Origin of the sequence: Streptomyces lunalinharesii (assembly GCF_039532155.1) — a bacterium.
GTDB lineage: Bacteria > Actinomycetota > Actinomycetes > Streptomycetales > Streptomycetaceae > Streptomyces > Streptomyces lunalinharesii.
Window position 1 is genome coordinate 384,795 of sequence record NZ_BAAARK010000004.1, and the last position, 21,882, is coordinate 406,676.

Consider the following 21,882-nt stretch of genomic DNA (forward strand, 5'->3'; position numbering starts at 1 on the left):
GGGCCCGTCTTCGCTACCCCGCAGGGTCCTTGCCGCCGGGGAGGGATCGGACGGGCGCCGACGGCGGGTGCGGTACCGGCTGCCTGCCCGGCCTGCGTGCTGCCCCCGCGGCGTCACAACTCCGCGTCGAGCGACAGGCGGTGGACGCCGGGGAGGTACTCGTCCAGTTCGCCGGGGGTGAAGCGGGCCATGCCGACGACGTGCCAGAACTCGCCGGCCACCTCGCCCTCGTACTTGTAGCCGCCCTCGGGGGTCAGCGCCGCCCAGCCGCCGGGGACGCCGATGAGCGTGGCGTGCGGGGTGGGCGGCGGGCCGTCCGGGGCGGGCACGTTCCACAGGCGGACCGTGCCGTCCTCACCGCCGCTGGCCAGACGGGTGCCGTCGGGGCTGAAGGCGAGGGAGAAGATGCGTCCGGTGTGGCCGGTGAGTCGGGCGGTGCAGCGACCGGTGCGGGCGTCCCACAGGCGGATGACGCGGTCGTCGCCGGCGGTGGCGAGCAGCGGCAGTCGGGGATGGGCGACGGCCGCCCAGAGCCGTCCGCGGTGTTCCGTCAGGACGTGGTGCGGGGCGCCGTCGCGCCAGACGATGGCGGTGCCGTCCCAGGAGGCACTGGCCAACCAGTCGTCGTCGGAGCCGAAGGCGACGGCGTAGACGCGGTCGCGGTGGCCGTCGAGTTCGGCCGTCAGGCCGCCGTCCTCCTGGTTCCAGAGCCGGACCCGGCCGTCGTCGCAGCCGGTGGCGAGGGCGGTGCCGTCGCCGCGGAAGGCGATGGACCGCACCCGGCCGCGGTGGTCGGAGAGGGTGACGACGTGCGCTCCGGTGGCGCGCCACCACAGGCGGACGGAGTCGTCGTCGTTGGCGGTGGCCAGCAGCGTGCCGTCGGCGCTGAACGCCTCGGCCCAGGTGTGGTCGGTCTCCACGTCGATCTCGCGCAGGTACTCGCCGGTCAGGGCGTTCCACAGGTAGACGTCGCCGTCGTTGCTGGCGGTGCCGAGGATCGGGCCGGCGGGGCTGAAGACCCCGGAGATCAACCGGTCGCCGCGGCCGGTGAGTTCGGCGGTGCGGCGACCGGTGCGGGCGTCCCACAGGCGGACGAGTCCGTCGTTGCCGCTGGTGGCGAGGCGGGAGCCGTCGGCACTGAAGGCGACGGTGTTGACCCGGCGGCCGTGGCCGCGCAGGATGCGCTGGCCCTGGCCGGTGTCGGCGTTCCAGATCTGCGCGCCGCCGTCGTTGCCGACGGTGACGAGTTGGCTGTCGTGCGGGCGGAAGCGGCAGGCCCAGGCGGAGCCGCGGTGCTCGACGGGCTGTTGGCGCAGCAGACTGATGGCGCGGTGGCCGCCGGAGAGGGCGACGCGCCACAGGCGGACGGTGCCGTCGCTGTCGCAGGCGGCGAGGAGCCGTCCGCCGTTGCCGAACATCACCTGGTAGACCGCGCCGGTGCAGCGTTCCAGGGCTCCGGCGGGCGCGCCGACGACGGGGTCCCACAGGCGGACCTGGCCGTCGGTGTCGCCGCTGACGAGGAGGGTGCCCTCGGGGTGGAAGTCGAGGGTGTAGACCCGGCCGGTGTGGCCGGTGAAGGCGTGCAGCAGACGGCGTTCGGCAACGTGCCAGATACGGACCGTGCCGTGGCCGTCGGCGCCGTGGTCGCCGGTGGCCAACAGGGTGCCGTCGGGGCTGAACCGGGCGCGGAACACGGCGCCCTCGTGGCCGTCGAGACGGCCGGTGCACTTTCCCGTGCGGGTGTCCCAGATGCGGAGGTTGGCGGCGGCGTCGCCGGTGACGAGGGTGCGCCCGTCGGCGCTGAACACCGCGGTGTAGACGGGGGCGGCGTGGCCGGGGAGCTGGTGCAGCGGTTCGCCGGTGGCGGCGTCCCAGAGGGTGACCAGGCCGTCGGCGTCGCCGGTGGCGACGACACTCCCGGCGTCGTCGAGGGAGACCGGCCAGACGCCGCCGGGGTGGACGTCGAGGCGGTGCAGTTGGCGTCCGGAGACCGGGTCCCACAGGCGTACGGTGCCGTCGGCGCCGCCGGTGGCGAGGATCCGGGAGCGGAACTTCACGGCGTAGACGCGGCCTTCGTGGCCGTGCAGGGTGCGCATCGCGCGGCCGGTGTCGGCGGCGCAGACCAGCACGCCGCCGTCTTCGCTGCCCACCGCGAGGAGTTCGCCCTCGGGACTGTACGAGAGGGGTTCGGGCAGCCGGCTGGTGCGCATGTCGAAGCCGTAGGGGACGCCGACGGCGGCGGGGCGGAAGCCGACCTCGACGGGCATGCCGGGGGCGAGGGCCGCGGTGCGCAGTTCGGGGGCGGCGCGGACCCCTGCGTCGGTGAGCGGGTCGATGAGCGCGGCGCGGTGCCAGCGGCTGCGGGTGAGGCGGGCGCCGCGCAGGTCGGCGCGGGTGAGGCGGGCGCCGCGCAGGTCGGCGCCGGAGAGGTCGGCGCCGGACAGGTCGGCGTGGTCGAGGCGGGCGCCGTTGAGGCGGGCGTCGCGCAGCACGGCGCCGGAGAGGTTGGCGCCGATGAGGCGGGTGTCGGTGAGGTCGGCGCCGGTGAGGTCGACGCCGGAGAAGTCGCGGCCGGAGAGGTCCTCGCCGGACAGGCGGGCGGCGCGCAGGTCGGCGCCGGCGGGGACGCGCAGCCGGTCGATGACGCGGACGGCGTTGGCGCGCGCCGCGTCGCTGACGCCGGGGCCGGGCGCGTTGAGGACGGTGCGGACCCAGGCGGTGCTCAGGTCGTGGTCGGCGAGGTCGCAGAAGAACTCGACGGCCAGCGCGCTCAGCGGACGGGCGGCGAGCAGGGTGCTGTCGCCGTCGGCGAGGCGGTCGGCGGCCGCGCGGGCGACGAGCCATTCGACGACGGAGCCGTGGATGAACTGGAACAGGCCGTCGTCGGTGCGGATCAGCAGGCTTCCGGCACCGACGGCCTGGGCGCTCTCCTGGGTGGTGAGGGTGGTGCCGGCGAGCCCGGCGAGGGCGGTGGCGACGGTGTCGGTGAGTTCGTCGAGGTGCAGGCCGCTGCGGCCGGTCTCCCACAGGCGGCGGGCGAGGGCGGTGACGGCGGCCCAGAGGTGGTCGAGGGTGAGGCCGGGGGCGGCGCCGGGGCCGCCCTGGCCGCGGCGCTCCTCGTGGGCGAGCCAGGCGGTGAAGACGTCCTCGTAGAGCCGGGCGGGGCTCAGCGCGCGGCCGGCGCCGGCGACGGCGCGCAGCTGGTCGGGGTCGAGGTCGGCGACGAAGCTGAGCAGCCGGGGGTTGGCGCACAGGGCGAGCAGGTCGGGGATGTTGCCGAGGAGCGCGAAGCGGCGCTCGGCGGTCTCCTCGTCGCCGTAGCGGTTGACGAGGTAGGCGCGGATCTGTTCGGGGACGAAACCCTCGACGGCGAGGATGCGGCGCTGCGGGAGCAGGCCGACGCGTTCGCCGAGGGCGGTGAGGATCTGGTCCTGCGACTTGAAGTGCTGGGTGCGGCTGCTGACGACGATCTTGGCGTTGTCGACGGCGGCGTTGAGGAGGACCTGGAGGTGGTCGGCGGCGCGGTCGTAGCTGACGCGGTTGACGAGTTCGTCGAAGCCGTCGAAGAGGAGCACGACGCGGCCCTGGCCGAGCATGTAGCGCAGGGCGCGCAGGTCGATGGTGTCGACGTCGTGGCCGGCGAGGTGGGCGGCGACGAGCCCTTCGAGGCTGTGGGCGCGGTCGAGGGTGTGCAGCGGGATGAGCAGCGGGGTGAGGTGCGGGAGGCGTTCGGGGATGCGGCGGGCGAGTTCGCGCAGGGCGAAGGTCTTGCCGTGGCCGAAGTCGCCGAGGAGCAGCAGGAAGCGGCCGTGGTCGGTCTCCAGGAGCTGGAGCATCGCCTCGACGAGGTGGTCGCGCTCGTCGGTGTCGGGGCGTTCGGCGTCGCGGTAGCGCTGCGGGAGGTAGAGGTCGGGGGCGTAGCGGTCGTCGTTGCTCAGCCGGGCGGTCTGGGCGGTGACGTAGCCGCGCAGGTCGAGCAGGCCCTGGAACTCCAGGAAGCTGCGAACGCGGACGCCGCGGCGCCCGGCGCGTTCGCGCAGGGACTGCTCGGGCGGCGGGCCGTCGTGGACCAGCTCGGCCTCGGAACCGGTGTCGGTGGCGTGCGCCTGGGCGAGGAAGCGGTCGAGTTCGGCGTCGGTGGGGGTGCCGGGGTGGACGGCGATGCGCTGCTGGCGGACGACGCCCTCGTCGCTCCAGGTGACCATGATCTGGGTGAGGTCGTCGGGGGCGCCGCGCGGGACGTCGCGGAGGCGGACGCCTTCCTGCCGGGCGCGGCAGACGTCCTTGACGCGTTCGGCGAGGGAGTCGGCGGGCTCGTCGACGGCGCGGTTGTCGGCGGGCGGGGCGGCGGCGGGCGGGGCAGCGGGCTCGCCGGGCGTGCCGAAGATCCGTCCGGCGCCGTGCCAACTGATCGGGAAGACGGCCGGTTCGGTGCCGCCGTCGCCGGTCCAGCGGGTGACGCCGTCGGCCGTGACGCGCAGCAGCTCGAACCCGGCGGGGGCGGCCGGACCGTACAGCGGGAGGCTGCCGTCGTGGAGCGGCAGGTGGTCGTGGGACGGCTCGCCGCCGGTGGTGCGGGGGCCGCCGCTGGGGCCGTGCAGCACGAAGTGGAGGCGGGGCGCGGCGAGGCGGGTGAAGGTGTCGACGTCGCGGAGCGTGCCGGGGCCGCCGGGGGCGTCCTGGGGGCGGCGGCGGCCGGTGAGCGGGTGGCGGAGCGCGCCGATGCGCAGCCAGCCCTCCTCCTCGTAGCCGCGCAGCGCCTCGGCGAACCAGGCGGCCTGGTCGCGGCCGAGGAAGCCGTACTGGTCGTCGGGGCGGTGGCTGGCGGCGATGGAGGAGTTGAACCCGGCGACGACGGTGTGGAGTTCGGGCACCGGGAAGAGGGTCCAGGGCTGGTCGCTGTCGAAGACCGTGTCGAGGCCCTCGTAGAGGCCGCGGAAGAGGCGGGTGTAGTGGCGCCACTTGGGCCAGTACGGGGGCTGCGGCGGGATCTCGTCGGCCTCGCAGGTGTGGAAGTAGCCGCGGCAGGCGGCCTGGCTGACGTCTTGGTTGCCGGGGACGACCACGACGCGCTGCGGCGGCAGGTCGAGCTGGGAGCGCAGTCCGGTGAGGAAGCTGAGCGCCTGGTCGCATTCGCGGGGGCTGCCGGAGGCGGTGAGGTCGCCGGTGACGACGAGGAGGTCGGGCGCGGGGGCGCCGGCGTCCTTCAGCTCGACGAGGTCGCCGCGGATCTCCCGGCGCAGTGCCTCCGGTTCGCGGCCGCGGCCGAAGTCGGGGCCGGCGAGGTGCAGGACGGTCAGCGCGCCCTGGTCGCGGGCCGCGCCGGGGGCCTGGGGGTAGCGGGGCGCGCGGGCCGGGCGGCGGCGGCCGGACCAGCCGGTGCGGCCCAGCGGACGCTGCCGGTCGTCGGCGGGGGTGGCGGGCCCGGGCAGGTGGACGGATGCGGTGGGGGTGGCGGAGCCGGGGTAGCCGGGGCGGCGGCCGGGCCGGGCGTGGCCGTCGACGGCCTGGCCGACGCGGGTGAGCAGCATGCTGCGGGCGGTCGCGGCGTCGGCGACGCCGACGAGGTCGACGTAGGTGATGGTGGCGAGGAGGCCCTCGATGGGGATGTCCTCCACGCGGACGGTGAGCAGCTTGCGCTCCGGCTCCTCCGGTTCGGCGCGGAGCGCGGCCTGCCATTCCATCCGGCCGTAGGTGGAGCGGCCGTAGTGGCCGGAGAGGACGGCGATGACGGCGACGGATTCGCTGACGCCACGGTCCATGAAATCGATGAAGTTGGTGCCGGCGACGAAGTCCCACGCCTGGATGACGGTGCGGTACCCGGCTTCCTCCAGGGTCCACGCGATCCACGACGCCCATTGTTCGTCGGCGGGCGAGTAGCTGATGAAGAAGTCCAAGTCACGTGTCCGGCCGAGCAGTTCCCCGTCAGTCGCCATGTCCCCATCGTAGGAGTTCGGGGGGTGGCGGGACAGGCGGTTGAAAGGATCACGCCGGCGGCGTCCGGCGACGCTCGGTGATCTCCCCCGCGCCCCGCCCCCTCCGCTCGCGTGTGCGACGCTGTCGGACGTGCGATTCCTCAAGCGTCTGCATCCCTTGGACTGGCTCGCCGGCGGGCTGCTCGCCGGCGGCCTGGTGTGCGTGGCCACGGGGCTGCTGCCGACCGCGCCCGCCGGGGAGGCGATGGCGCGCATCGGGCCGCTGCTGGCCTTCTTGGCGACGGTCATCGTGATGGCCGAGCTGACCGGCCGGGCCGAGGTGTTCGACGCGGTGGCGTCCTGGGTGGCGCGGACCGGGAACGGCAGCTATCCGCGACTGTTCGGGCTGTGCGTGCTCTTCGCGTCGGTCACCACCATCGCGTTGAACCTGGACACCACGGCGGTGCTGCTGACGCCGGTGATGCTGGCGCTGGCCGGGCGGGTGGGCATCGCGCCGGTGCCGCTGGCGATGACGACGGTCTGGCTGGCCAACACCGCGAGCCTGTTGCTGCCGGTGTCGAACCTGACCAACCTGCTGGCGTCGAACCGGGTCGGCCTCTCCCCCACCGCGATGGCCGCCACGATGGGCCTGCCCCAACTGGCCGCCGTCGCCGCGACGATGGCGTGCCTGTGGGTGTTCTACTGGCGGCGCGGGCGGCGGGGCTCCGACGGGTACCTGCCGCCCGAGCGGCGGGCGCCGGCCGATCCGGTGCTGTTCCGGGTGTGTGCGCTGGCGTGTGCGGGTTTCCTGGTGGCGATCCTCGTCGCGGACGTGCCGCTGTGGTCGGCGTCGCTGACCACGATGCTGATCGTGGTCGTCGCGTTCGCGGTGCGGCGCCCCGCAGAACTGCGGTGGTCGCTGGTGCCGTGGCGGCTGCTGGTGCTGGTGCCGGGGATGTTCCTGGTCGTCGAGACGGTGAACGCGCACGGGCTGCACGCGCTGCTGACGGCGGCCATCGGGCCGGACGGCGGCCTGGGCGGCATGCTGCGGTCGGCGGGCGTGGGCGCGGGCCTGTCCAACGTCCTCAACAACCTGCCGGTCTACATGGCGGGCGAGGCGGCGGTGCCGGTCGGCAACCACCACCAGCTGCTGGCGCTGCTGATCGGCACCAACGTCGGCCCGCTGGTCACGCCGTGGGCGTCGCTGGCGACGCTGTTGTGGTTCGAGCGGTGCCGCGGCCAGGGCACGGTCATCCCGCTGCGGCGGTTCATGGGGACCGGGCTCGTCCTGGCCGTGACGGCGACGCTGGCGGCGACGGCGGCACTGGCGGTGGGCTGAGCGGCGCGGCGCCGGCCCGCTCAGGCCGCCCGCGCGCCGGCGACCACGTCGAGCAGGTACGTCAGGGTGTCGCCGCGGGCGGCGACGAAGCTGCGGTCGGTGTCCGGGCCGGTGGAGCCCACCGTGAAGGGGCCGCCGGTCAGGGTGCGGAACTCCACGCCCGCCTCGACGGCCAGCAGGGCGCCGGCGGGGAAGTCGATGCCCTCCGCGCGGTAGCCGACGAAGCCGTCGATCGCGCCGCGCGCCAGCATGCTCCAGCCCAGCAGCGGCGCCCAGAGCTGGAGCACCCGCCGGGTGCGGCGCTCCAGGTGGCCCCGCAGCCCCGCGGCCACCGGGTCGGTGCGGCGCACCGCGTGGCCCTGGGTCCAGGCCACCACCGGACCGCTGCGCGGCACCGCACCGGGCGGCCCGGACAGCGGGTCGGGGCCGCAGGCGGCGCCCTGGCCGCGGACGGCCCGCCAGGTGGAGCCGGTGACCGGTTCGTGCACCACGCCGACGACCGGCGCGCCGTCCACGCACAGCCCGATGCCGACGGCGTAGGCGGTCAGGCCGATCGCGACGTTGTTGCTGCCGTCGAGCGGGTCCACCAGCCAGGTGCGGCGCCCCACTGCGTCGAGGAGGCCGGCCTCCTCGGACAGGATCCGGTCGTGCGGGAAGTGCGTCTGGAGGCGGGCGAGGATGAGCTTCTCCGCGGCCAGGTCGAGGTCGGTGACGACGTCGCCCTCGGCGTCCTTGACGCGCACCGCGCGGGCCGCGCCGAACCGGCCGCGCAGCAGGGCGCCGGCCTCCTCCGCCGCGGCGACGGCCACCCGCGTCTCGCTCGCGTAGGGTGCGCCGTCCACGTCACTCGCGCTGCTCGGCATGGATCCTCCTGAGTGCTGTGCGGACGGTCCGTTCGGTGTGCTCCGCCCCGCACAGCCGGCGCACCGTACGGTGACCGCGGCCGTGCAGGGGCCCCAGGGAGAGGTCGGTGTGGCCGGGCAGCGACCGCCCGAGCACCAAGGTGGCGGCCGGCTGTCCGCGGGTGACGACGGTGGCGTGGAACTCCCCGGCCGGCAGGCTGTACGTCTCGCCGCTGCCGCTGGAGGCGGCGGGGCCTGGTGCGCAGTGCACCAGCCGGGGGGTGGGCCGCAGTTCGTCGACGCCCGAAGGGGCGCTGAAGACCTCGAAGATCCGGTGGGTGGGGGTGCGCGCCTCGTCCGTCACGGCGACCGGGAGGTTGCCCACCCGGCCGTAGAGGACGTAGCTGCGCAGCTCCCAGCTGTGGGCGTGCATGGGGGAGGCGGTGGGGTCGGCGGGGGTGCCGGTGCCGAACAGGTGGACGCAGACGCCGTGGGCGCCGTCGCGGACCAGCGGCAGGCACAGGAAGCCGAGCGGGTGGCGGACGGCGCGTAACTCCCGCTTGCCGCAGGCGATGTCCTCCAGGGCGCCGGTGACGCTGGCGCGGGGCGCCTCCCGCGGGGTGCCGGGCCGGAGCAGTCGGTCGAGCGTGTCGTAGTCCATGAGCCGCGCCCGAGGCGTCTCACCTCCGGTAGGGGTCCTCAGCGTGCAGGGCTTTCTCGACGATCTCCGCGACGTCGGCGTCGCTGAACACCGAGGGCAGGGGCAGGTCGACGTCGTCGAAGACCGCGCGGACCTCGTCGACGGTCGGTTCGTCGCCCAACGGGGCGACGCCGCGCAGGTCGAGGCGGACGGCCTGTTCGCGGCTCTGGTGCAGCTCGGTGACGTAGTAGTCGTAGAGCGGCTGGTCGCGGGCGACGAGGAGGTTGACGCGGTTCGGGTCGTCCTGGGTGATGATCAGGCAGGTCTCGGAGAGGTCGAAGCGGAGGGTGGGGACGCCCGAGGAGAGGTGGACGCTGATCTCCAGGGTGTCGAGCCGCTGGCGGAACCAACAGGCGGCCAGGACCGTGGCGTACGCCTCCTTGCGGGTGCGGTCGGCGGTCCAGGCGTACGCCGCGTCGTCGTTGCGGCGGCGGGCGAAGGTCTGGCGGAAGCGGGCGTAGGCGGCGCAGGTCTGTTCCTCCGCCGGGTTGATGATGTCGATCTTGATGCTGAGTTGGGCGCGCTGGCGGGTGGCGGCCTCGACGCACCGGGGCAGCGTGACGGCCCGCAGGTAGGTGCCGGTGCCGCCCTTGAAGTACCAGCGGTTGGTCTGCGCGCGGGCCCGCTCCAGCGCGTCGCCGACCTGGTCCCCCGACAGGGAGCGGACCATGGCGAGGTCCTCCAGGGCGCGGCGGGTCTCCGCGTACGCCTCGTGGATGTCGGACTTGCGGCGCAGCCGTTCGGTCATCGACCCGACCGCGAGCGTGCCGAGCACCAGCAGCGTCGCACCGGACGAGACCTTGTCGCTGATGACGTCGCCGAGGACGTCCATCAGGCCGATGGTCAGGCCGAGCCCCACGGCGATGAGTCCGTCCAGGTTCCTGATGGCCCAGGCAACGACGAACTCCACCCGCCCCACACGCTGTTCCACGTTGAGTCCCCCTCCCCGTTCCCTGCATCGTAGGAGGAACCGGAGGGCTCTGGCCAGGGCTACCCGACGGTCGGAAGATCCTTCCGGGGTCGGGGAGTTGCGGTGCGGGACCGGGGCGCACGAGGACCGCGCGGGCCGCACGCCGGCGGCCGTCGAGCACGCCGCGGCCGGTCCTTTCGCGCCACTGGCACGCACAGTCGACGGAAAACCGTCGCACGCGCGTCCTTGTCAGCGGACAGCGGCGGATTTACATTCAACTCGCCGGTAACACCCGGGGTAACACCCGTAGTTCGGCACCACCGACGCACGCGGCGCCCGCTGGCGCCGCGTGCCCGCACCACCCCCGCCGCGTACGACGCACCCGATGCTCCACCGGCGTGCACGGTTCGCCGCCGCGGCCCCGCACCTCCGCACGGCCCCGCCCCGCCCCACCCGCGGCGGCGCCGTGCCCTGCACGCGGAGCCCGCTACGCCCCCACACGTTCGACAGCGCGGCCCACCGGACTCTTCGAAGGGGACACGTCGTGAAGGACACACACGGCAGACACGTCACGGGACGCATCAGCTGGCGGCGGTTCGCCGTGCTGACCGTCCCGGCCGTCGCCGGCACCGCCGCCTTGGGCATCGCCCTGGCCAACGGGGCCCTGGCGGCCTCGTTCGCCGTCTCCGGGCAGCAGTTCAAGGTGTCCGCCGACAGCCTCACGGGCGACGGCTTCGCCCAGTACGGCAGCGTGGACGCCAACGCCCGCGGCGACCTGTTGCCCGTCGCCGTCACCGCCATCAAATCCGCCGAACTGCACCACCTGTGCCAGTCGGTCGTCACCCACCTGCCGGTCCTCGGCGACATCTCGCTCAACCTGACGGCGGGCAACAGCACTCCCGTACGGGCCACCGACCTCTTCGTGGACGCCACCCAGCTGTCCGGCGACGCGAACTTCCACCACATCGAGATCGGCCGGGACGCCTCCACGCTCACGAAGGGGCCGGCCGACGCGCAGGGCCTCCAGGACCTCTTCGCGCAGCAGGCCGACGACGTCACCATCAACCACCTGCGGCAGACCGCCTGGGCGACCAACGCCGGCACGTTCCGGCTGTCCGGCCTCAGCATGAAGGTCTCCAAGGGCACGAAGGAATGCTTCTGAGATGGGCGCCGCCCGAGCCCTGGCCGGCTGGCGGCGCTGGCGCCGGGGCCGTCCCTTCTGGGGCGGGCTGGCGGCGGTGCTGGCCGGGGCGGAGATCTGCGCCCTGCCGCTGGCCCCGCTGAAGATCATGCTCCAACAGGGCATCGCCGGCGTCCCGTCCGTGCTGATGGGCCTGGTGATGATCCTGATGGGCCTGTCGGCGTGGTTCGCCCCGCACTACCGGGGCCTGGCGGGCGTCCTGACCGTACTGGGCGCCATGGCCGCCCTGGTGATGTCCAACCTGGGCGGGTTCCTGGTCGGAACCGTCCTCGGCATCCTCGGCGGGGCGCTGATCTTCGCCTGGCAACCGGTGGACGCCGGACCGCCGCCCGACGCCCCGGGGACGGCCGTGTCCACCTAGGGCGGCGGGGCCCACGGCCGTTCTGTCAGGACGCCGTCCGGACGGCTGCCCGCCGGTCGCCCGGACGGCCCGCGCGGAGGACGTCCGCCGCCCCCGCCCGCGACACCGCTCCGGCCCGGCCCCGCCCGCGCGGCGCCGAGCCGTCCCCGCCCTCCCTCGCCGAACGGCGTGCCGTCCGCGCCCCCTCCCTCCGCGTCCCGACACCCTGCGGATCGCGCACACCCGCACCCCCGCACACCACCACGGCACCTCCCCTCCCCTCCCCCTCAGACGGCCCGGGCCCCCGGGCGCACACCCGCACGAAGGAGACAGTGATGGCACAGCACCTCCCCCGCACCGTGCTCACCGCGTCGGCCGGTCTCGCGGCGGCCCTCGGGCTCACCCTGGCCGTGACCGGCCCGGCGGCCGCCTCGCCCGGCGCCCGGACCGCTGCGGCGTCCACCACCGTGTCACCCGCCGGGCACGCCTTCGGCGCGACGCTCACCGGCTCCGCCACGTTCTCCGCCGGTTCGGTGACGGTGACCTGTTCCACCTCCGGCGCCAGCGGCACGGTCCCGACCGCGCCCGCGAACACCAACGCCGCCGGGCCGGTCAGCAGCGCGGTCTCCGCGCCCACCTACGGCTCCTGCACCACCAGCATGCCGGGCGTCAGCGCCACCGTCACCACGACCGGCAACTGGTCCGTCGCCATGCAGAACGGCCCGACGGTGACGGCCGGACTGACCATGCCGACGGCCGGTTTCGTCCTCAAGACCAGCGGTCTGGCGAGCTGCACGGTGACGGCCGCGCCGACCGCGGCGGCGACCGTCAACGGCACCTGGACCAACGGCGCGCCGTCCACGCTGAAGTTCACCGACGCGTCGGTGCCGGTGACGGTGGTGGGCGGCTTCGGCTGCCCGACGTCCGCGACCAGCTCGAAGTTCAACGCCACCTACAAGGTCACCGACACCACCGCCCCGGCGTCCGCCATCACCGTCACCGGCTGACCCGCCCCGCCGACGGCCGCCCGCACCCCGGGGCGCCGCGCACCGACGCGCTAGTAGGACTGGAGCTCCACCAGCGTGCCGTCCGGCGTCCTCAGGTGCGCGGTGCGCAGGTCAGCACCCCACTCGGGACGGTCCTGGGGCGCGGCGAGGACCACGGCGCCGTGCCCGCCCAGGCAACGCGCCGCAGCATCGACGTCGTCGACCCGCAGGACGAGCATCGCGCCGTCCTGAGCGGGCGCCGCCGACGGCAGGTCCTCGGTGCCGATGGCCCGGGCGATGGTCCCGCGTGCGTAGAGCACGAGGACCGCTTCGCCGCGCAGGTCCCAATTGGCGTACCCGGCCGCGGAGATCACCTTGACGGGTTCGATGCCCAGCAGATCGCGGAGCGCTTCGGTCCAGAAACGCACCGCGGTGTCGAAGTCCGCGACGAGCAACCGGGGGTACAGGACGTCCATGCGGGCGATCGTATCCACGCACCGGGCGGACCGTCGGCGGAACGCCCGCCTCCCTTCCGCTCCCCCATAGGCGGACGGCGGCCGTGCCGCCCGTGGCACGGCCGCCGTCCGCCGTCGCCTGCGGCCGCTCAGCCCCGCACGTACGCCGCGAGGTGCTCCCCGGTCAGGGTGGCGCGGGCCGCGACCAACTCCTCGGGGGTGCCCTCGAAGACGATCGTGCCGCCGTCGTGGCCGGCGCCGGGGCCGAGGTCGATGATCCAGTCGGCGTGCGCCATGACCGCCTGGTGGTGCTCGACGACGATCACCGACTTGCCGGCGTCGACCAACCGGTCCAGCAGGCCCAGCAGTTGCTCGACGTCGGCGAGGTGCAGGCCGGCGGTCGGCTCGTCGAGGACGTAGACGCCGCCCTTCTCGGCCATGTGGACGGCCAGCTTCAGGCGCTGCCGCTCGCCGCCCGACAGCGTGGTGAGCGGCTGTCCGAGCTTGAGGTAGCCGAGGCCGACGTCGGCGAGCCGGTCGAGGATCCGGTGCGCGGCCGGGGTGCGCGCCGCGCCGTCGCCGAAGAACTCCTCGGCCTCGGCCACCGACATCGCGAGCACCTCGCTGATGTCCCGGCCGGCGAGGTGGTACTCCAGTACGGACGCGTCGAACCGCTTGCCGTCGCAGTCCTCGCAGGTGGTGGCGACGCCGGCCATCATCGCCAGGTCGGTGTAGATGACCCCGGCGCCGTTGCACGTGGGGCAGGCGCCCTCGGAGTTGGCGCTGAACAGGGCCGGCTTCACCCCGTTGGCCTTGGCGAACGCCTTGCGGATCGGGTCGAGCAGACCGGTGTAGGTCGCCGGGTTGCTGCGCCGCGAACCGCGGATCGGGCTCTGGTCGACCGAGACGACGCCCTCGCCGGCCGGGATCGACCCGTGCACGAGTGAGCTCTTGCCGGACCCGGCGACGCCCGTGACGACGGTGAGCACGCCGAGCGGGAGGTCGACGTCGACGTCCTTGAGGTTGTGCGCCGTGGCGCCGCGGACCTCCAGCACGCCGGTGGGCTCGCGCACGGTCTCCTTCAGGCCGGCGCGGTCGTCGAAGTGCCGGCCGGTGACGGTGCCGCTGGCCCGCAGTTCCTCGACGGTGCCCTCGAAGCAGAGGCTGCCGCCGTCGGAGCCGGCGCCCGGGCCGAGGTCGACCACGTGGTCGGCGATGGCGATCGTCTCCGGCTTGTGCTCCACGACCAGCACCGTGTTGCCCTTGTCCCGCAGCCGCAGCAGCAGGTCGTTCATCCGCTGGATGTCGTGCGGGTGCAGGCCGGTGGTCGGCTCGTCGAAGACGTAGGTGGTGTCGGTGAGCGGGGAGCCGAGGTGGCGGATCATCTTGACGCGCTGGGCCTCGCCGCCGGAGAGCGTGCCCGCGGGCCGGTCGAGCGAGAGGTAGCCGAGGCCGATCTCGACGAACGACTCCAGGGTGTGCTGGAGCTTCGCGAGCAGCGGCGCCACCGACGGCTCCTTGAGTCGGCGGACCCAGACGGCCAGGTCCCGGATCTCCATCGCGCAGGCGTCCGCGATGGAGATCCGCTTGATCTTCGAGGCGCGGGCGCCCTCGCTGAGCCGGGTGCCGTCACAGTCGGGGCACGTCGTGAAGGTCACCGCGCGCTCCACGAACGCCCGGATGTGCGGCTGCATCGCCTCCTTGTCCTTGGCGAGCATCGACTTCTGGATCCGCGGGAGCAGACCCTCGTAGGTCATGTTGATGCCCGCGATCTTCATCCGGGTCGGCTCGTGGTGGAGGAAGGCGTGCAGTTCCTTCTTGGTGTACTTGCGGATCGGCTTGTCGGGGTCGACGAGGCCCGATTCGGCGTAGAGGCGGTAGTTCCAGCCGCCGGCGGTGTAGCCGGGGATGGTGAGCGCGCCCTCGGCGAGCGAGGCGGTCTCGTCGTAGAGCTGGCCGAGGTCGATGTCGGAGACGGCACCGCGGCCCTCGCAGCGCGGGCACATCCCGCCGGTGCGGTGGAAGGTCGCCTTGACCGCCTTCTTGTTGCCGCGCTCGACGGTGATCGCGCCGGACGCCCGGACCGAGGGGACGTTGAACGCGTACGCGCTGGGCGGTCCGATGTGTGGCGTGCCGAGCCGGCTGAAGAGGATCCGCAGCATCGCGTTGGCGTCGGTGGCGGTGCCGACGGTCGAGCGGGGGTCGGCGCCCATCCGCTGCTGGTCGACGGTGATCACGGTGGTCAGGCCGTCGAGGACGTCGACCTCGGGACGCGCCAGCGTCGGCATGAAGCCCTGCACGAAGGCGCTGTAGGTCTCGTTGATCAGCCGCTGCGACTCGGCGGCGATGGTGTCGAACACCAACGAGCTCTTGCCCGAGCCGGAGACGCCGGTGAACACCGTCAGCCGGCGCTTGGGGAGTTCGACGTCCACGTCCTTGAGGTTGTTCTCGCGCGCTCCGTGCACGCGGATCAGGTCGTGGCGGTCGGCGGCGTGCGGTGCGGGCGCCTGCGGGTCCGTCCTCTTGGCCATGGCTGTTCGGGTCTCCCTCTGTGCGGTGCGGGGGCCGTCGGGACGGCGGCGGGGGCCGGGCGGCTCAGCTCAGTTCCTGGATCCGGATCAGGTTGCCGGCGGGGTCGCGGAACGCGCAGTCGCGCACGCCGTAGGGCTGCTCGGTCGGTTCCTGGACGACCTCGGCGTCGCTGGCCTGGACCTGCGCGAAGGTGGCGTCGAGGTCCTTGGTGGCCAGCAGGATCCAGCCGTAGGTGCCCTTGGCCATCATCTCGGCGATGGTGCGGCGCTCGTCGTCGGTGATGCCGGGGTCGGCGGCCGGCGGCGCCAGCAGGATGGCGGTGTCGGGCTGGCCGGCGGGGCCGACGGTGATCCAGCGCATGGTGCCCTGGCCGACGTCGTTGCGGACCTCGAAGCCGAGGACGTCGCGGTAGAAGGCGAGGGAGGCGTCCGGGTCGTCGTGCGGGAGGGAGCTGACGTGAATGGTGATGTCCATGGCCGTCACGCTAGCCGCGGCCCGTGGGCGGCGCTTCTCGATTCCTGATCGGTCGGGTGACCTGCTTCGCCACGCACGACGGCAGGCCCGCCGTCGACCGTGCGGCCTGCCGCCGGTAGGCGCTGGGCGGCATCCCGACCAGTTCGGTGAAGCGCGTGCTGAAGGTGCCCAGCGACGCGCAGCCCACCGTGAAGCAGACCTCCGTGACGCTGAGGTCGCCGCGGCGCAGCAGGGCCATCGCGCGCTCGATGCGCCGCGTCATGAGGTAGCTGTACGGCGATTCGCCGTAGGCCAGGCGGAACTGGCGGCTGAGGTGTCCGGCCGACATGTGCACGCCACGGGCGAGGGCCTCGACGTCCAGCGGCCGCGCGTACTCCCGGTCGATCCGGTCGCGGACCCGGCGCAGCAGCGCGAGGTCCCGCAGGCGCTGCGGCGGAGGGTTTCTTTCGGTCACCTGAAAAATCGTGCCACAGGGGGCGGCCCCGCACCGGGCGCACTCGGTGGCGGTGCCTCAGGGAGAGGATTTTCAGGTGTCAAGGGGTCGGGACGCCGTGGATGACCTGCGGGCTCCCGTGGGCCCGTGGGTCGGGTGAGGGGACGGGGAAGGCGGCGGGCCGGCCGTACCGGCTGACCGCGGGGCAGCTCGCCGACTCGGGCCTGGTGTCGTCCGCCGGCGTCACCCTGCGCATCGACCGGCTGGAGAAGGACGGGCTGATCGTGCGGGAGCGGGACGCCGAGGACCGGCGGGTGGTGTACTCGCGGCTCACCGACGCGGGGCTGGCCACGGTGGACGAGGTGTTCGCCGAGCACCTGGAGAACGAGCGCCGGATGCTCGCCGGGATGTCCCCGGCCGGGTGCCGCCAGCTCGCCCGGTTGCTGCACGAGCTGGAGCACTCGATCCTCGCGTCGGACGAGGAGCCGGCCGGCTGAGGCCGCGGCCCGGGATCATCCGGTGGTGGCGGCCGTGCTCTGCCGTTCGGCCTCGGCGCGGAGCAGGCGGCGCAGGCGGACCACGCCCAGGTCGTGCTGGTAGGGGTTCTCGCGCTGGTCGGCGTCGGCCGGCAGGGCCTCCAGCAGCATCCGGTCCTGCTCCAGGACCTGCCAGTGCCGTTCCTCGATGAGGGTCTTGTAGAGGAACCGCCAGGTGTCGCGCTGCCAGCCCTGGACGCGGCGGTAGCGCCAGAAGAAGCTGTACTGGCGGATCCGGCCGCCGACCTCGATGTCGACGTGGGCGCCGGGCGTCCAGGCAGGCAGGGGGGCGCCGTCGGGACGGACCAGTTCGACGGCGAGGACCCCGTCGGCCTCCCAGGTCATCCGGCGCACGAGCAGGTGCGGCAACGTCTCGCTCATCGCGGCTGGCCCCTCACTGGCCCGGGACCTGCACGGGCGGGGTGAACGGCTGCTTCATCGGGCCCAGCGCCGCCAGGTCGACCTCGACGAGCACCGGCCCGGCCGATCCGACGGCCTCGGCGAGGACCGGCGCGGCGTACTCCTCGGCGGCGATGCGCCGGTACGGCAGCCCGCACGCGGCGGCCAGCCGCGCGAAGTCGGGGGTGACCAGGTCCACGCCGGAGCGCCGTTCGCGGTGGGCGTCCCGCATGTTCCGCAGCACGCCGTAGCCGCCGTCGTTGAAGACGAGCAGGGTGAGCCGGGGCCGTTCCTGGGCGAGGGCGAGGAGTTCGCCGCCCGCCCCCGCCACCGCCGTCCCCGCCACCGACTCCTCACCGGGACGCCTACGGGAACTCTTCCAGGGCCGCTACCTGCGCCGCACCGTCGTCGTCTCCGCCCTGTGGTTCGCCGCCTACTACGTCAACTACGGCATCGCCACCTGGATGCCGTCCCTCTACACCAAGACCTTCGGCCCGGACCTGACCACCGCGCTCGTCTACACCCTGCTCAACAACGTCACCGGCCTGCTGGGCACGTTGGTGATCGCCCTCATCCTCGGACCGGTCGTCGTCGGCGCCCTCCTCGCAGCCGGCGGCGGCCTGACGTTGATCTTCGCGCAACTCGCCTGCCTGGCCGCGGTCGGCGCGGTGATCGCCCTGTTCGCCGTCGAAACCAAGGGCAGGACCCTGGCGCAGCTCAACTCCTGAACCGGAGGCGGACGCGGAGCCCCGATGAGGGCGCCGCCCGCCCGGAACGGAAGCCGATTCGGCAGATCCGGGCCGGTGCCGTAAGGTTCAGGGTGCCGACGCGGGGTGGAGCAGCTCGGTAGCTCGCTGGGCTCATAACCCAGAGGTCGCAGGTTCAAATCCTGTCCCCGCTACTGAATACGGTGAAGGCCCGGTGGATCCCACCGGGCCTTCACTGCGTGCGTTCTCCGCCAACGTCGGGCGAGGCCGTTCCGCTTGACCGCCGCCGACCGGGACCGACGGCACGCGCCGGCGATCAGGCGACAGCGCGGCCTTCTGCACCCGGGCAACGTGGGTCGCCGGAAGGCTTCCGCATTCCACACCTGCGGCACCGGTCCGACCGGTGACAGGATTTCGCGCATGAGCAACGCGCGGGACGTGACGTGCCGGCCTTCCCAGAAGCGCGCCCTGTGGTTCCTCGTCGGACTCGGGACGGTCGGCGCGGGCCTGGCCGTGGTGCGCGCGACGTACGGCAGCACGATCTTGGACCTCTGGCTGGGCATCGGCGTGCTGCTGGCGCTGGTGGGCGTCGTGTCGCTGGGCGCGGTCACCGCCGAGGTGACAGCCGACGCGTACGGCCTGCACGTCCGCAGGCTGCTGCGCCGCCGGAGCGTGCCGTGGGCCGACGTCGCCGACCTGCGCGTCCGCCTGTTGCACGCGCACAACAGCCGGGTCCACGAGGTCCGTCGCATCAGCTTGCTGCTGCGCAACGGACGCACCGTGCTCCTCCCCCTCCCCCAGGCGCCCTCGGGGCACGCCTCGGACTTCGAGGCGACGTGGGAAGCGCTCCGCGCACTGCACCGCGCGTACGGGTCCCCGGCGTCGGACCACGTCCCCGTCGTCTCGTACCGCACCGCCGGGCAGGGCTGGGCCGGCTCGCTGACCGTGTGCGCGCTGCTGCTCGCGGTGGCTGGCGGGACCGCGTGCTTCGTGCCGGTCGTCGCGTCGTACGAGCAGGCCTGGAAGTCGGCCGCCCCGTGCCCCGCCGGGACGCCCCTACGGGAACGCGGCGCGTGCCTGACCACCCGGCCGGCAGTGATCGCACGAACCGAGACCCACCCGCCCCGGCAGACCAGTTGGCTGTACTTCACCGAGAACGGGCCACTGGAGCGACTCGCGGTTTCCCAGGACGCCGCCCAGGCGTTCCAGGCCGGTGCCGGCGTCGAACTGACCGTCTGGCGCGGCACGGTGATGCGGGTCACCGGAGAGCACTACGTGTGGCGCGACCACGTCCCCACCGGCGGGTCCGTGGCCGTCCTCGCGGCGGCGTCCGCTCTCGCCGCGGGCTACCCCGGGGCCCAGGTCCTGCTGCGCCTGCGCGGGCGGCGGCTACCCGACGACGAGGTCGTCCCGTCGGCCCTCCCGTTCGTGGCCGCGCTCGCCGGAACCGCCCTGTGGCTGCTGCCGCTCTGTTACTTCCACGCCACGACCCTGCTCGGCTCTCCCGCCGCGCTCGCGTGGGCGGTCGTCGGCTCGCTGTGCACCCTCGGCCTGTTCGCCTGGGCCTGGCGCGCCACGCGGGTCCGTACGCCTGGCGAGGTCGCCGCGCACGAGGGGGCCGCCGAGGAGGCGTCCGCGGACGAGGAGGTGTTCGTGGCCGCCTGCTTCCTGGAGCCCACCGACTACAACCCGTACCGCTTCGGCACCCACATCGTCCTGGGCGGCGGCCCGCCCGCCGTGACGCCGCACGCCGGCCCGGGCCGGTTCGCGGCGAAACGGATACCGGTGCAGCGGCTCACCCTCACGCAGGTGCGGCGTGCCCGCGGGAGCGACGGCGACGCGATCCCCAGAAGCTGGCACGTCGCCGAACTCGACGACGCGGGTACGCCGGTTCGCCTCGCGGCCGCCCCCGCCGATCTGTCCCGCGTCCTGCGCGCACTGGCCCCCGCGCAGCCCCCCGCGACGTTGCCGCACCAGCACGGCTACTCCCGCTCGCGCGCGGCGGACACGGCCGGGACCAAGAACCCCTGAGGCCATGACCTCCCAGGTGGTCGGACCGCCCCCCGGCCGGTGATCCGGAGGTGCGGGTTTCCCGAACGGTGGGAGCAGGCTCAGATGTGGACCACGATCTTTCCCCGCGTGTGCCCGCGCTCGGCGTAGGTGTGCGCTTCCACGATCCGTTCGAGCGGGAAGCTCCGCTCGATGCGCGGTGTGTAGCGGCCCTGGCGGCCGAGTTCGCCCGCCGCGGAGAGCAGCGTGGAGTCGTTCTCCGCGTTGGCCACGTGCACCCCCAGGCGATGCCCGTTGGCGTGGTCGGCGACCGTCGCCACGCGGGCGGGGTCGCCCACGAGCGCGATGAGGTCGGCCAGGGACCCGGAGGCCGCGGTGTCGAGCGCGATGTCGACACCGCCCGGAGCCATGACGGCCAGGCGCTCCGCGAGGCCGGAGCCGTAGGTGGTGGGAACGGCTCCGAGAGAGGTGAGGAACGCGTGGTTGCGCTCGCTGGCCGTCCCGATCACGGTGGCCCCCTGAGCCACCGCGATCTCGACCGCCGCACTGCCCACGCCGCCGGCGGCGCCCTCGATGAGCAGGGTGCGCCCCCGCAGGGGACCGAGCGCCTTCAGCCCGCCCATGGCGGTCACGGATGCCAGACCGGCGCCCGCCGCCTCCTCGTCGGTCCACGTGGTGGGAGCGTGGGCCCAGGCCGAGAGCACCGCCAACTCCGCCGTCGCACCGGTGACGCCGCCCAGCCCGAAGACACGGTCGCCGATGTTCACGCCCTGGACGCCCGCACCGATCTCGTCGACCACGCCGACGGCGTCACGCCCGGGAATCGCGGGCAGCTCCACCGGCAGCACCTCGCGGACCACGCCCGAACGCACCTTCCAGTCAACGGGATTGACGCTGGCCGCCGCGACGCGGACACGGATCTCGCCGGGCCCGGGACGTGGGTCCGGCACCTGCTCGACCACCAGGGTCTCCGTACCGCCGTACTCGTGAAAGCGGACTGCGCGCATGATGTTCTGCCTTCCCGAACGGCACGTCGGCGGCCGTTCGTGAGATCAGTGGGTGAATGACCGGCGAGCGCCGTCGCCCGCTACGCTAAAACCTGACGTCGGTGTCAGATGCAAGTCCGATGGGCCGCTGAACACAGGAGGACCGGTGCGCATAGGCGAGGTCGCGCAGAGGGCGGGAGTGAGCGTCCGGGCACTGCGCTACTACGAGGAACAGGACCTGCTACAGGCATCTCGCAGCCCCGGCGGCCACCGGCACTACCCTGACACCGCTGTCGGCCGCGTCCAGCTGATCCAACAGCTATATGCCGCGGGCCTCCCGAGCAGAGTGGTCCGCCAAGTGCTGCCGTGCGTGGACTCAGGTGAAGCGCCCCCGAAACTCCTGGACCAACTGGAGGCCGAGCGCGTCCGCGTCGAACAGCGGATCACCGACCTGCTCACTGTGCGCGACCGGCTCGACGGTGTGATCGCCAACACGCGGAACCCCAGTGCCGAGTGTTTCCACGGGCAGTGAGGACCACTGCCGCGACGATTTCAGAAGGCGCCAACGGATGAGGGCGCACGCGAGAGCCGAGACCGGTAGCAACGCGACACCCGAGCACCCGTTTCCGAACGCTGGACACCGGCGGAGTGCGCTGTCGAATTACGTTACCGACCGTTAATTCCGTCGTTGCTCAACACATGACGAAGCCTCGCACCGTACTGACGGCCGTAGCCCTCGCCGTGTCCGCCACGGCATTCATCGCACCGGCAGCCACCGCCGCCGCCCCCACGGCGAAAACCGGCGTAACAGAGAACACGGACCCGCAGTTCTGCCCCCCAGCCACAGCAGCGGGCTGCGCCGTGGTGGGAACCTTCGGCAGAGCACTGCACGCCGTCGGGGACCTCTACTCGGGTTCGACCTATTCGGATGCGGACAACTGAGCCGGCCCAATTGGCGGCACTGGTAATCCACTTCAGCGGCAGTACACGCCCCGAGCCGCTTCCTCTGCGGCAATGACAGGGCGGGGCAGGGCGGCGGCCAGTCTGCAACCGCTCTGCCACCGCGAGGGGACACCGGCTGAACTCGCCGGGATGCCGGCCCGATACGCGGGCGAGC

The 21,882-nt window shown here is 73.5% G+C and carries 16 protein-coding genes, 1 tRNA gene and 4 pseudogenes; 9 read left to right on the forward strand and 12 right to left on the reverse strand.

From position 1 onward, the window contains the following. Positions 1–113: 113 nt before the first annotated feature. A complete protein-coding gene (locus ABD385_RS09310; RefSeq protein WP_344574590.1) occupies positions 114–5,936 on the reverse strand; it encodes a WD40 domain-containing protein in 5,823 nt (1,940 codons plus the stop codon). Between the two features lie 130 nt (positions 5,937–6,066). Between ABD385_RS09310 and ABD385_RS09315 the strand changes: the two genes are divergently transcribed. Further along, positions 6,067–7,254, forward strand: a complete 1,188-nt coding sequence (locus ABD385_RS09315) for an ArsB/NhaD family transporter (RefSeq protein WP_344574591.1) — start codon at positions 6,067–6,069, stop codon at positions 7,252–7,254. Positions 7,255–7,274: 20 nt separating this feature from the next. Here the strand turns inward: ABD385_RS09315 and ABD385_RS09320 are convergent, their stop codons facing one another. The 3 genes from ABD385_RS09320 to ABD385_RS09330 are packed head-to-tail and all read right to left on the reverse strand — an operon-like array spanning position 7,275 to position 9,727. Further along, the gene (locus tag ABD385_RS09320) at positions 7,275–8,117 is read right to left on the reverse strand and encodes an inositol monophosphatase family protein (protein WP_344574592.1); all 843 of its coding nucleotides are present in this window, start codon (positions 8,115–8,117) and stop codon (positions 7,275–7,277) included. After that, positions 8,098–8,757 (reverse strand): hypothetical protein, encoded by a 660-nt coding sequence (locus ABD385_RS09325; protein WP_344574593.1) that lies wholly within the window; start codon positions 8,755–8,757, stop codon positions 8,098–8,100. The genes ABD385_RS09320 and ABD385_RS09325 overlap by 20 nt, the downstream gene beginning before the upstream one ends. Positions 8,758–8,776: 19 nt before the next feature. Next, entirely contained in the window at positions 8,777–9,727 is a 951-nt protein-coding gene (locus ABD385_RS09330) for a hypothetical protein (protein WP_344574594.1), read from the reverse strand. A 523-nt stretch (positions 9,728–10,250) separates the two neighbouring features. Between ABD385_RS09330 and ABD385_RS09335 the strand changes: the two genes are divergently transcribed. From ABD385_RS09335 to ABD385_RS09345, 3 genes are all read left to right on the forward strand, one after another. Next, positions 10,251–10,868 (forward strand): DUF6230 family protein, encoded by a 618-nt coding sequence (locus ABD385_RS09335; protein WP_344574595.1) that lies wholly within the window; start codon positions 10,251–10,253, stop codon positions 10,866–10,868. A 1-nt stretch (position 10,869) separates the two neighbouring features. Then, positions 10,870–11,268, forward strand: a complete 399-nt coding sequence (locus ABD385_RS09340; protein WP_344574596.1) for a DUF6114 domain-containing protein — start codon at positions 10,870–10,872, stop codon at positions 11,266–11,268. Between the two features lie 314 nt (positions 11,269–11,582). Next, positions 11,583–12,254 carry a hypothetical protein gene (locus ABD385_RS09345; protein WP_344574597.1) on the forward strand — a complete coding sequence of 224 codons (672 nt, stop codon included), beginning with the start codon at positions 11,583–11,585 and terminating at the stop codon, positions 12,252–12,254. Positions 12,255–12,304: 50 nt separating this feature from the next. Here ABD385_RS09345 and ABD385_RS09350 read toward each other — a convergent pair whose 3' ends face one another. The 4 genes from ABD385_RS09350 to ABD385_RS09365 all read right to left on the reverse strand — a co-directional run bounded on the left by ABD385_RS09350 (position 12,305) and on the right by ABD385_RS09365 (position 16,148). Then, positions 12,305–12,709, reverse strand: a complete 405-nt coding sequence (locus ABD385_RS09350) for a VOC family protein (RefSeq protein ID WP_344574598.1) — start codon at positions 12,707–12,709, stop codon at positions 12,305–12,307. A gap of 128 nt (positions 12,710–12,837) precedes the next feature. Then, complete coding sequence (locus ABD385_RS09355; protein WP_344574599.1) at positions 12,838–15,219, reverse strand: ATP-binding cassette domain-containing protein; 2,382 nt, start codon at positions 15,217–15,219, stop codon at positions 12,838–12,840. Between the two features lie 64 nt (positions 15,220–15,283). Then, positions 15,284–15,694, reverse strand: a complete 411-nt coding sequence (locus ABD385_RS09360) for a VOC family protein (RefSeq protein ID WP_344574600.1) — start codon at positions 15,692–15,694, stop codon at positions 15,284–15,286. Between the two features lie 10 nt (positions 15,695–15,704). Then, positions 15,705–16,148, reverse strand: a complete 444-nt coding sequence (locus ABD385_RS09365; protein ID WP_344574601.1) for a helix-turn-helix transcriptional regulator — start codon at positions 16,146–16,148, stop codon at positions 15,705–15,707. A gap of 149 nt (positions 16,149–16,297) precedes the next feature. On the opposite strand from ABD385_RS09365, the pseudogene ABD385_RS09370 reads away from it, so the two are divergent. Then, a pseudogene (locus ABD385_RS09370) lies at positions 16,298–16,624 on the forward strand (MarR family winged helix-turn-helix transcriptional regulator); the annotation flags it as partial. A gap of 15 nt (positions 16,625–16,639) precedes the next feature. Here the strand turns inward: ABD385_RS09370 and ABD385_RS09375 are convergent. The 3 pseudogenes from ABD385_RS09375 to ABD385_RS09385 form a co-directional block, all read right to left on the reverse strand. Beyond that, positions 16,640–16,882: pseudogene (locus ABD385_RS09375) on the reverse strand (3-phenylpropionate dioxygenase); the annotation flags it as partial. Continuing rightward, a pseudogene (locus ABD385_RS09380) lies at positions 16,883–17,044 on the reverse strand (oxidoreductase); the annotation flags it as partial. It lies immediately after the preceding pseudogene. Positions 17,045–17,057: 13 nt separating this feature from the next. After that, positions 17,058–17,378, reverse strand: a pseudogene (locus ABD385_RS09385) (thiamine pyrophosphate-dependent enzyme); the annotation flags it as partial. On the opposite strand from ABD385_RS09385, the gene ABD385_RS09390 reads away from it, so the two are divergent. The 3 genes from ABD385_RS09390 to ABD385_RS09400 all read left to right on the forward strand — a co-directional run bounded on the left by ABD385_RS09390 (position 17,338) and on the right by ABD385_RS09400 (position 19,800). Then, positions 17,338–17,790, forward strand: a complete 453-nt coding sequence (locus tag ABD385_RS09390) for a hypothetical protein (RefSeq protein ID WP_344574603.1) — start codon at positions 17,338–17,340, stop codon at positions 17,788–17,790. The pseudogene ABD385_RS09385 and the gene ABD385_RS09390 sit on opposite strands and share 41 nt — an antisense overlap. A 99-nt stretch (positions 17,791–17,889) precedes the next feature. Continuing rightward, a tRNA-Met gene (locus ABD385_RS09395) sits at positions 17,890–17,963 on the forward strand. 226 nt (positions 17,964–18,189) lie between these two features. Further along, positions 18,190–19,800 (forward strand): PH domain-containing protein, encoded by a 1,611-nt coding sequence (locus ABD385_RS09400; RefSeq protein WP_344574604.1) that lies wholly within the window; start codon positions 18,190–18,192, stop codon positions 19,798–19,800. Between the two features lie 80 nt (positions 19,801–19,880). Here ABD385_RS09400 and ABD385_RS09405 read toward each other — a convergent pair whose 3' ends face one another. Beyond that, positions 19,881–20,786, reverse strand: a complete 906-nt coding sequence (locus tag ABD385_RS09405) for an NADP-dependent oxidoreductase (RefSeq protein WP_344574605.1) — start codon at positions 20,784–20,786, stop codon at positions 19,881–19,883. A 145-nt stretch (positions 20,787–20,931) separates the two neighbouring features. Between ABD385_RS09405 and ABD385_RS09410 the strand changes: the two genes are divergently transcribed. Next, on the forward strand, positions 20,932–21,297 hold the full coding sequence (locus tag ABD385_RS09410; protein ID WP_344574606.1) for a MerR family transcriptional regulator: 366 nt from the start codon (positions 20,932–20,934) through the stop codon (positions 21,295–21,297). Positions 21,298–21,882: the final 585 nt, after the last annotated feature.

Excerpts from the sequence above, each read along its gene's own strand:
- ABD385_RS09340 (WP_344574596.1), top strand. The coding sequence starts at position 10,870 with ATGGGCGCCGCCCGAGCCCTGGCCGGCTGGCGGCGCTGGCGCCGGGGC.
- ABD385_RS09405 (WP_344574605.1), bottom strand. The coding sequence starts at position 20,786 with ATGCGCGCAGTCCGCTTTCACGAGTACGGCGGTACGGAGACCCTGGTG.
- ABD385_RS09355 (WP_344574599.1), bottom strand. The coding sequence starts at position 15,219 with ATGGCCAAGAGGACGGACCCGCAGGCGCCCGCACCGCACGCCGCCGAC.
- ABD385_RS09360 (WP_344574600.1), bottom strand. The coding sequence starts at position 15,694 with ATGGACATCACCATTCACGTCAGCTCCCTCCCGCACGACGACCCGGAC.
- ABD385_RS09400 (WP_344574604.1), top strand. The coding sequence starts at position 18,190 with ATGAGCAACGCGCGGGACGTGACGTGCCGGCCTTCCCAGAAGCGCGCC.
- ABD385_RS09320 (WP_344574592.1), bottom strand. The coding sequence starts at position 8,117 with ATGCCGAGCAGCGCGAGTGACGTGGACGGCGCACCCTACGCGAGCGAG.
- ABD385_RS09325 (WP_344574593.1), bottom strand. The coding sequence starts at position 8,757 with ATGGACTACGACACGCTCGACCGACTGCTCCGGCCCGGCACCCCGCGG.
- ABD385_RS09310 (WP_344574590.1), bottom strand. The coding sequence starts at position 5,936 with ATGGCGACTGACGGGGAACTGCTCGGCCGGACACGTGACTTGGACTTC.
- ABD385_RS09350 (WP_344574598.1), bottom strand. The coding sequence starts at position 12,709 with ATGGACGTCCTGTACCCCCGGTTGCTCGTCGCGGACTTCGACACCGCG.
- ABD385_RS09345 (WP_344574597.1), top strand. The coding sequence starts at position 11,583 with ATGGCACAGCACCTCCCCCGCACCGTGCTCACCGCGTCGGCCGGTCTC.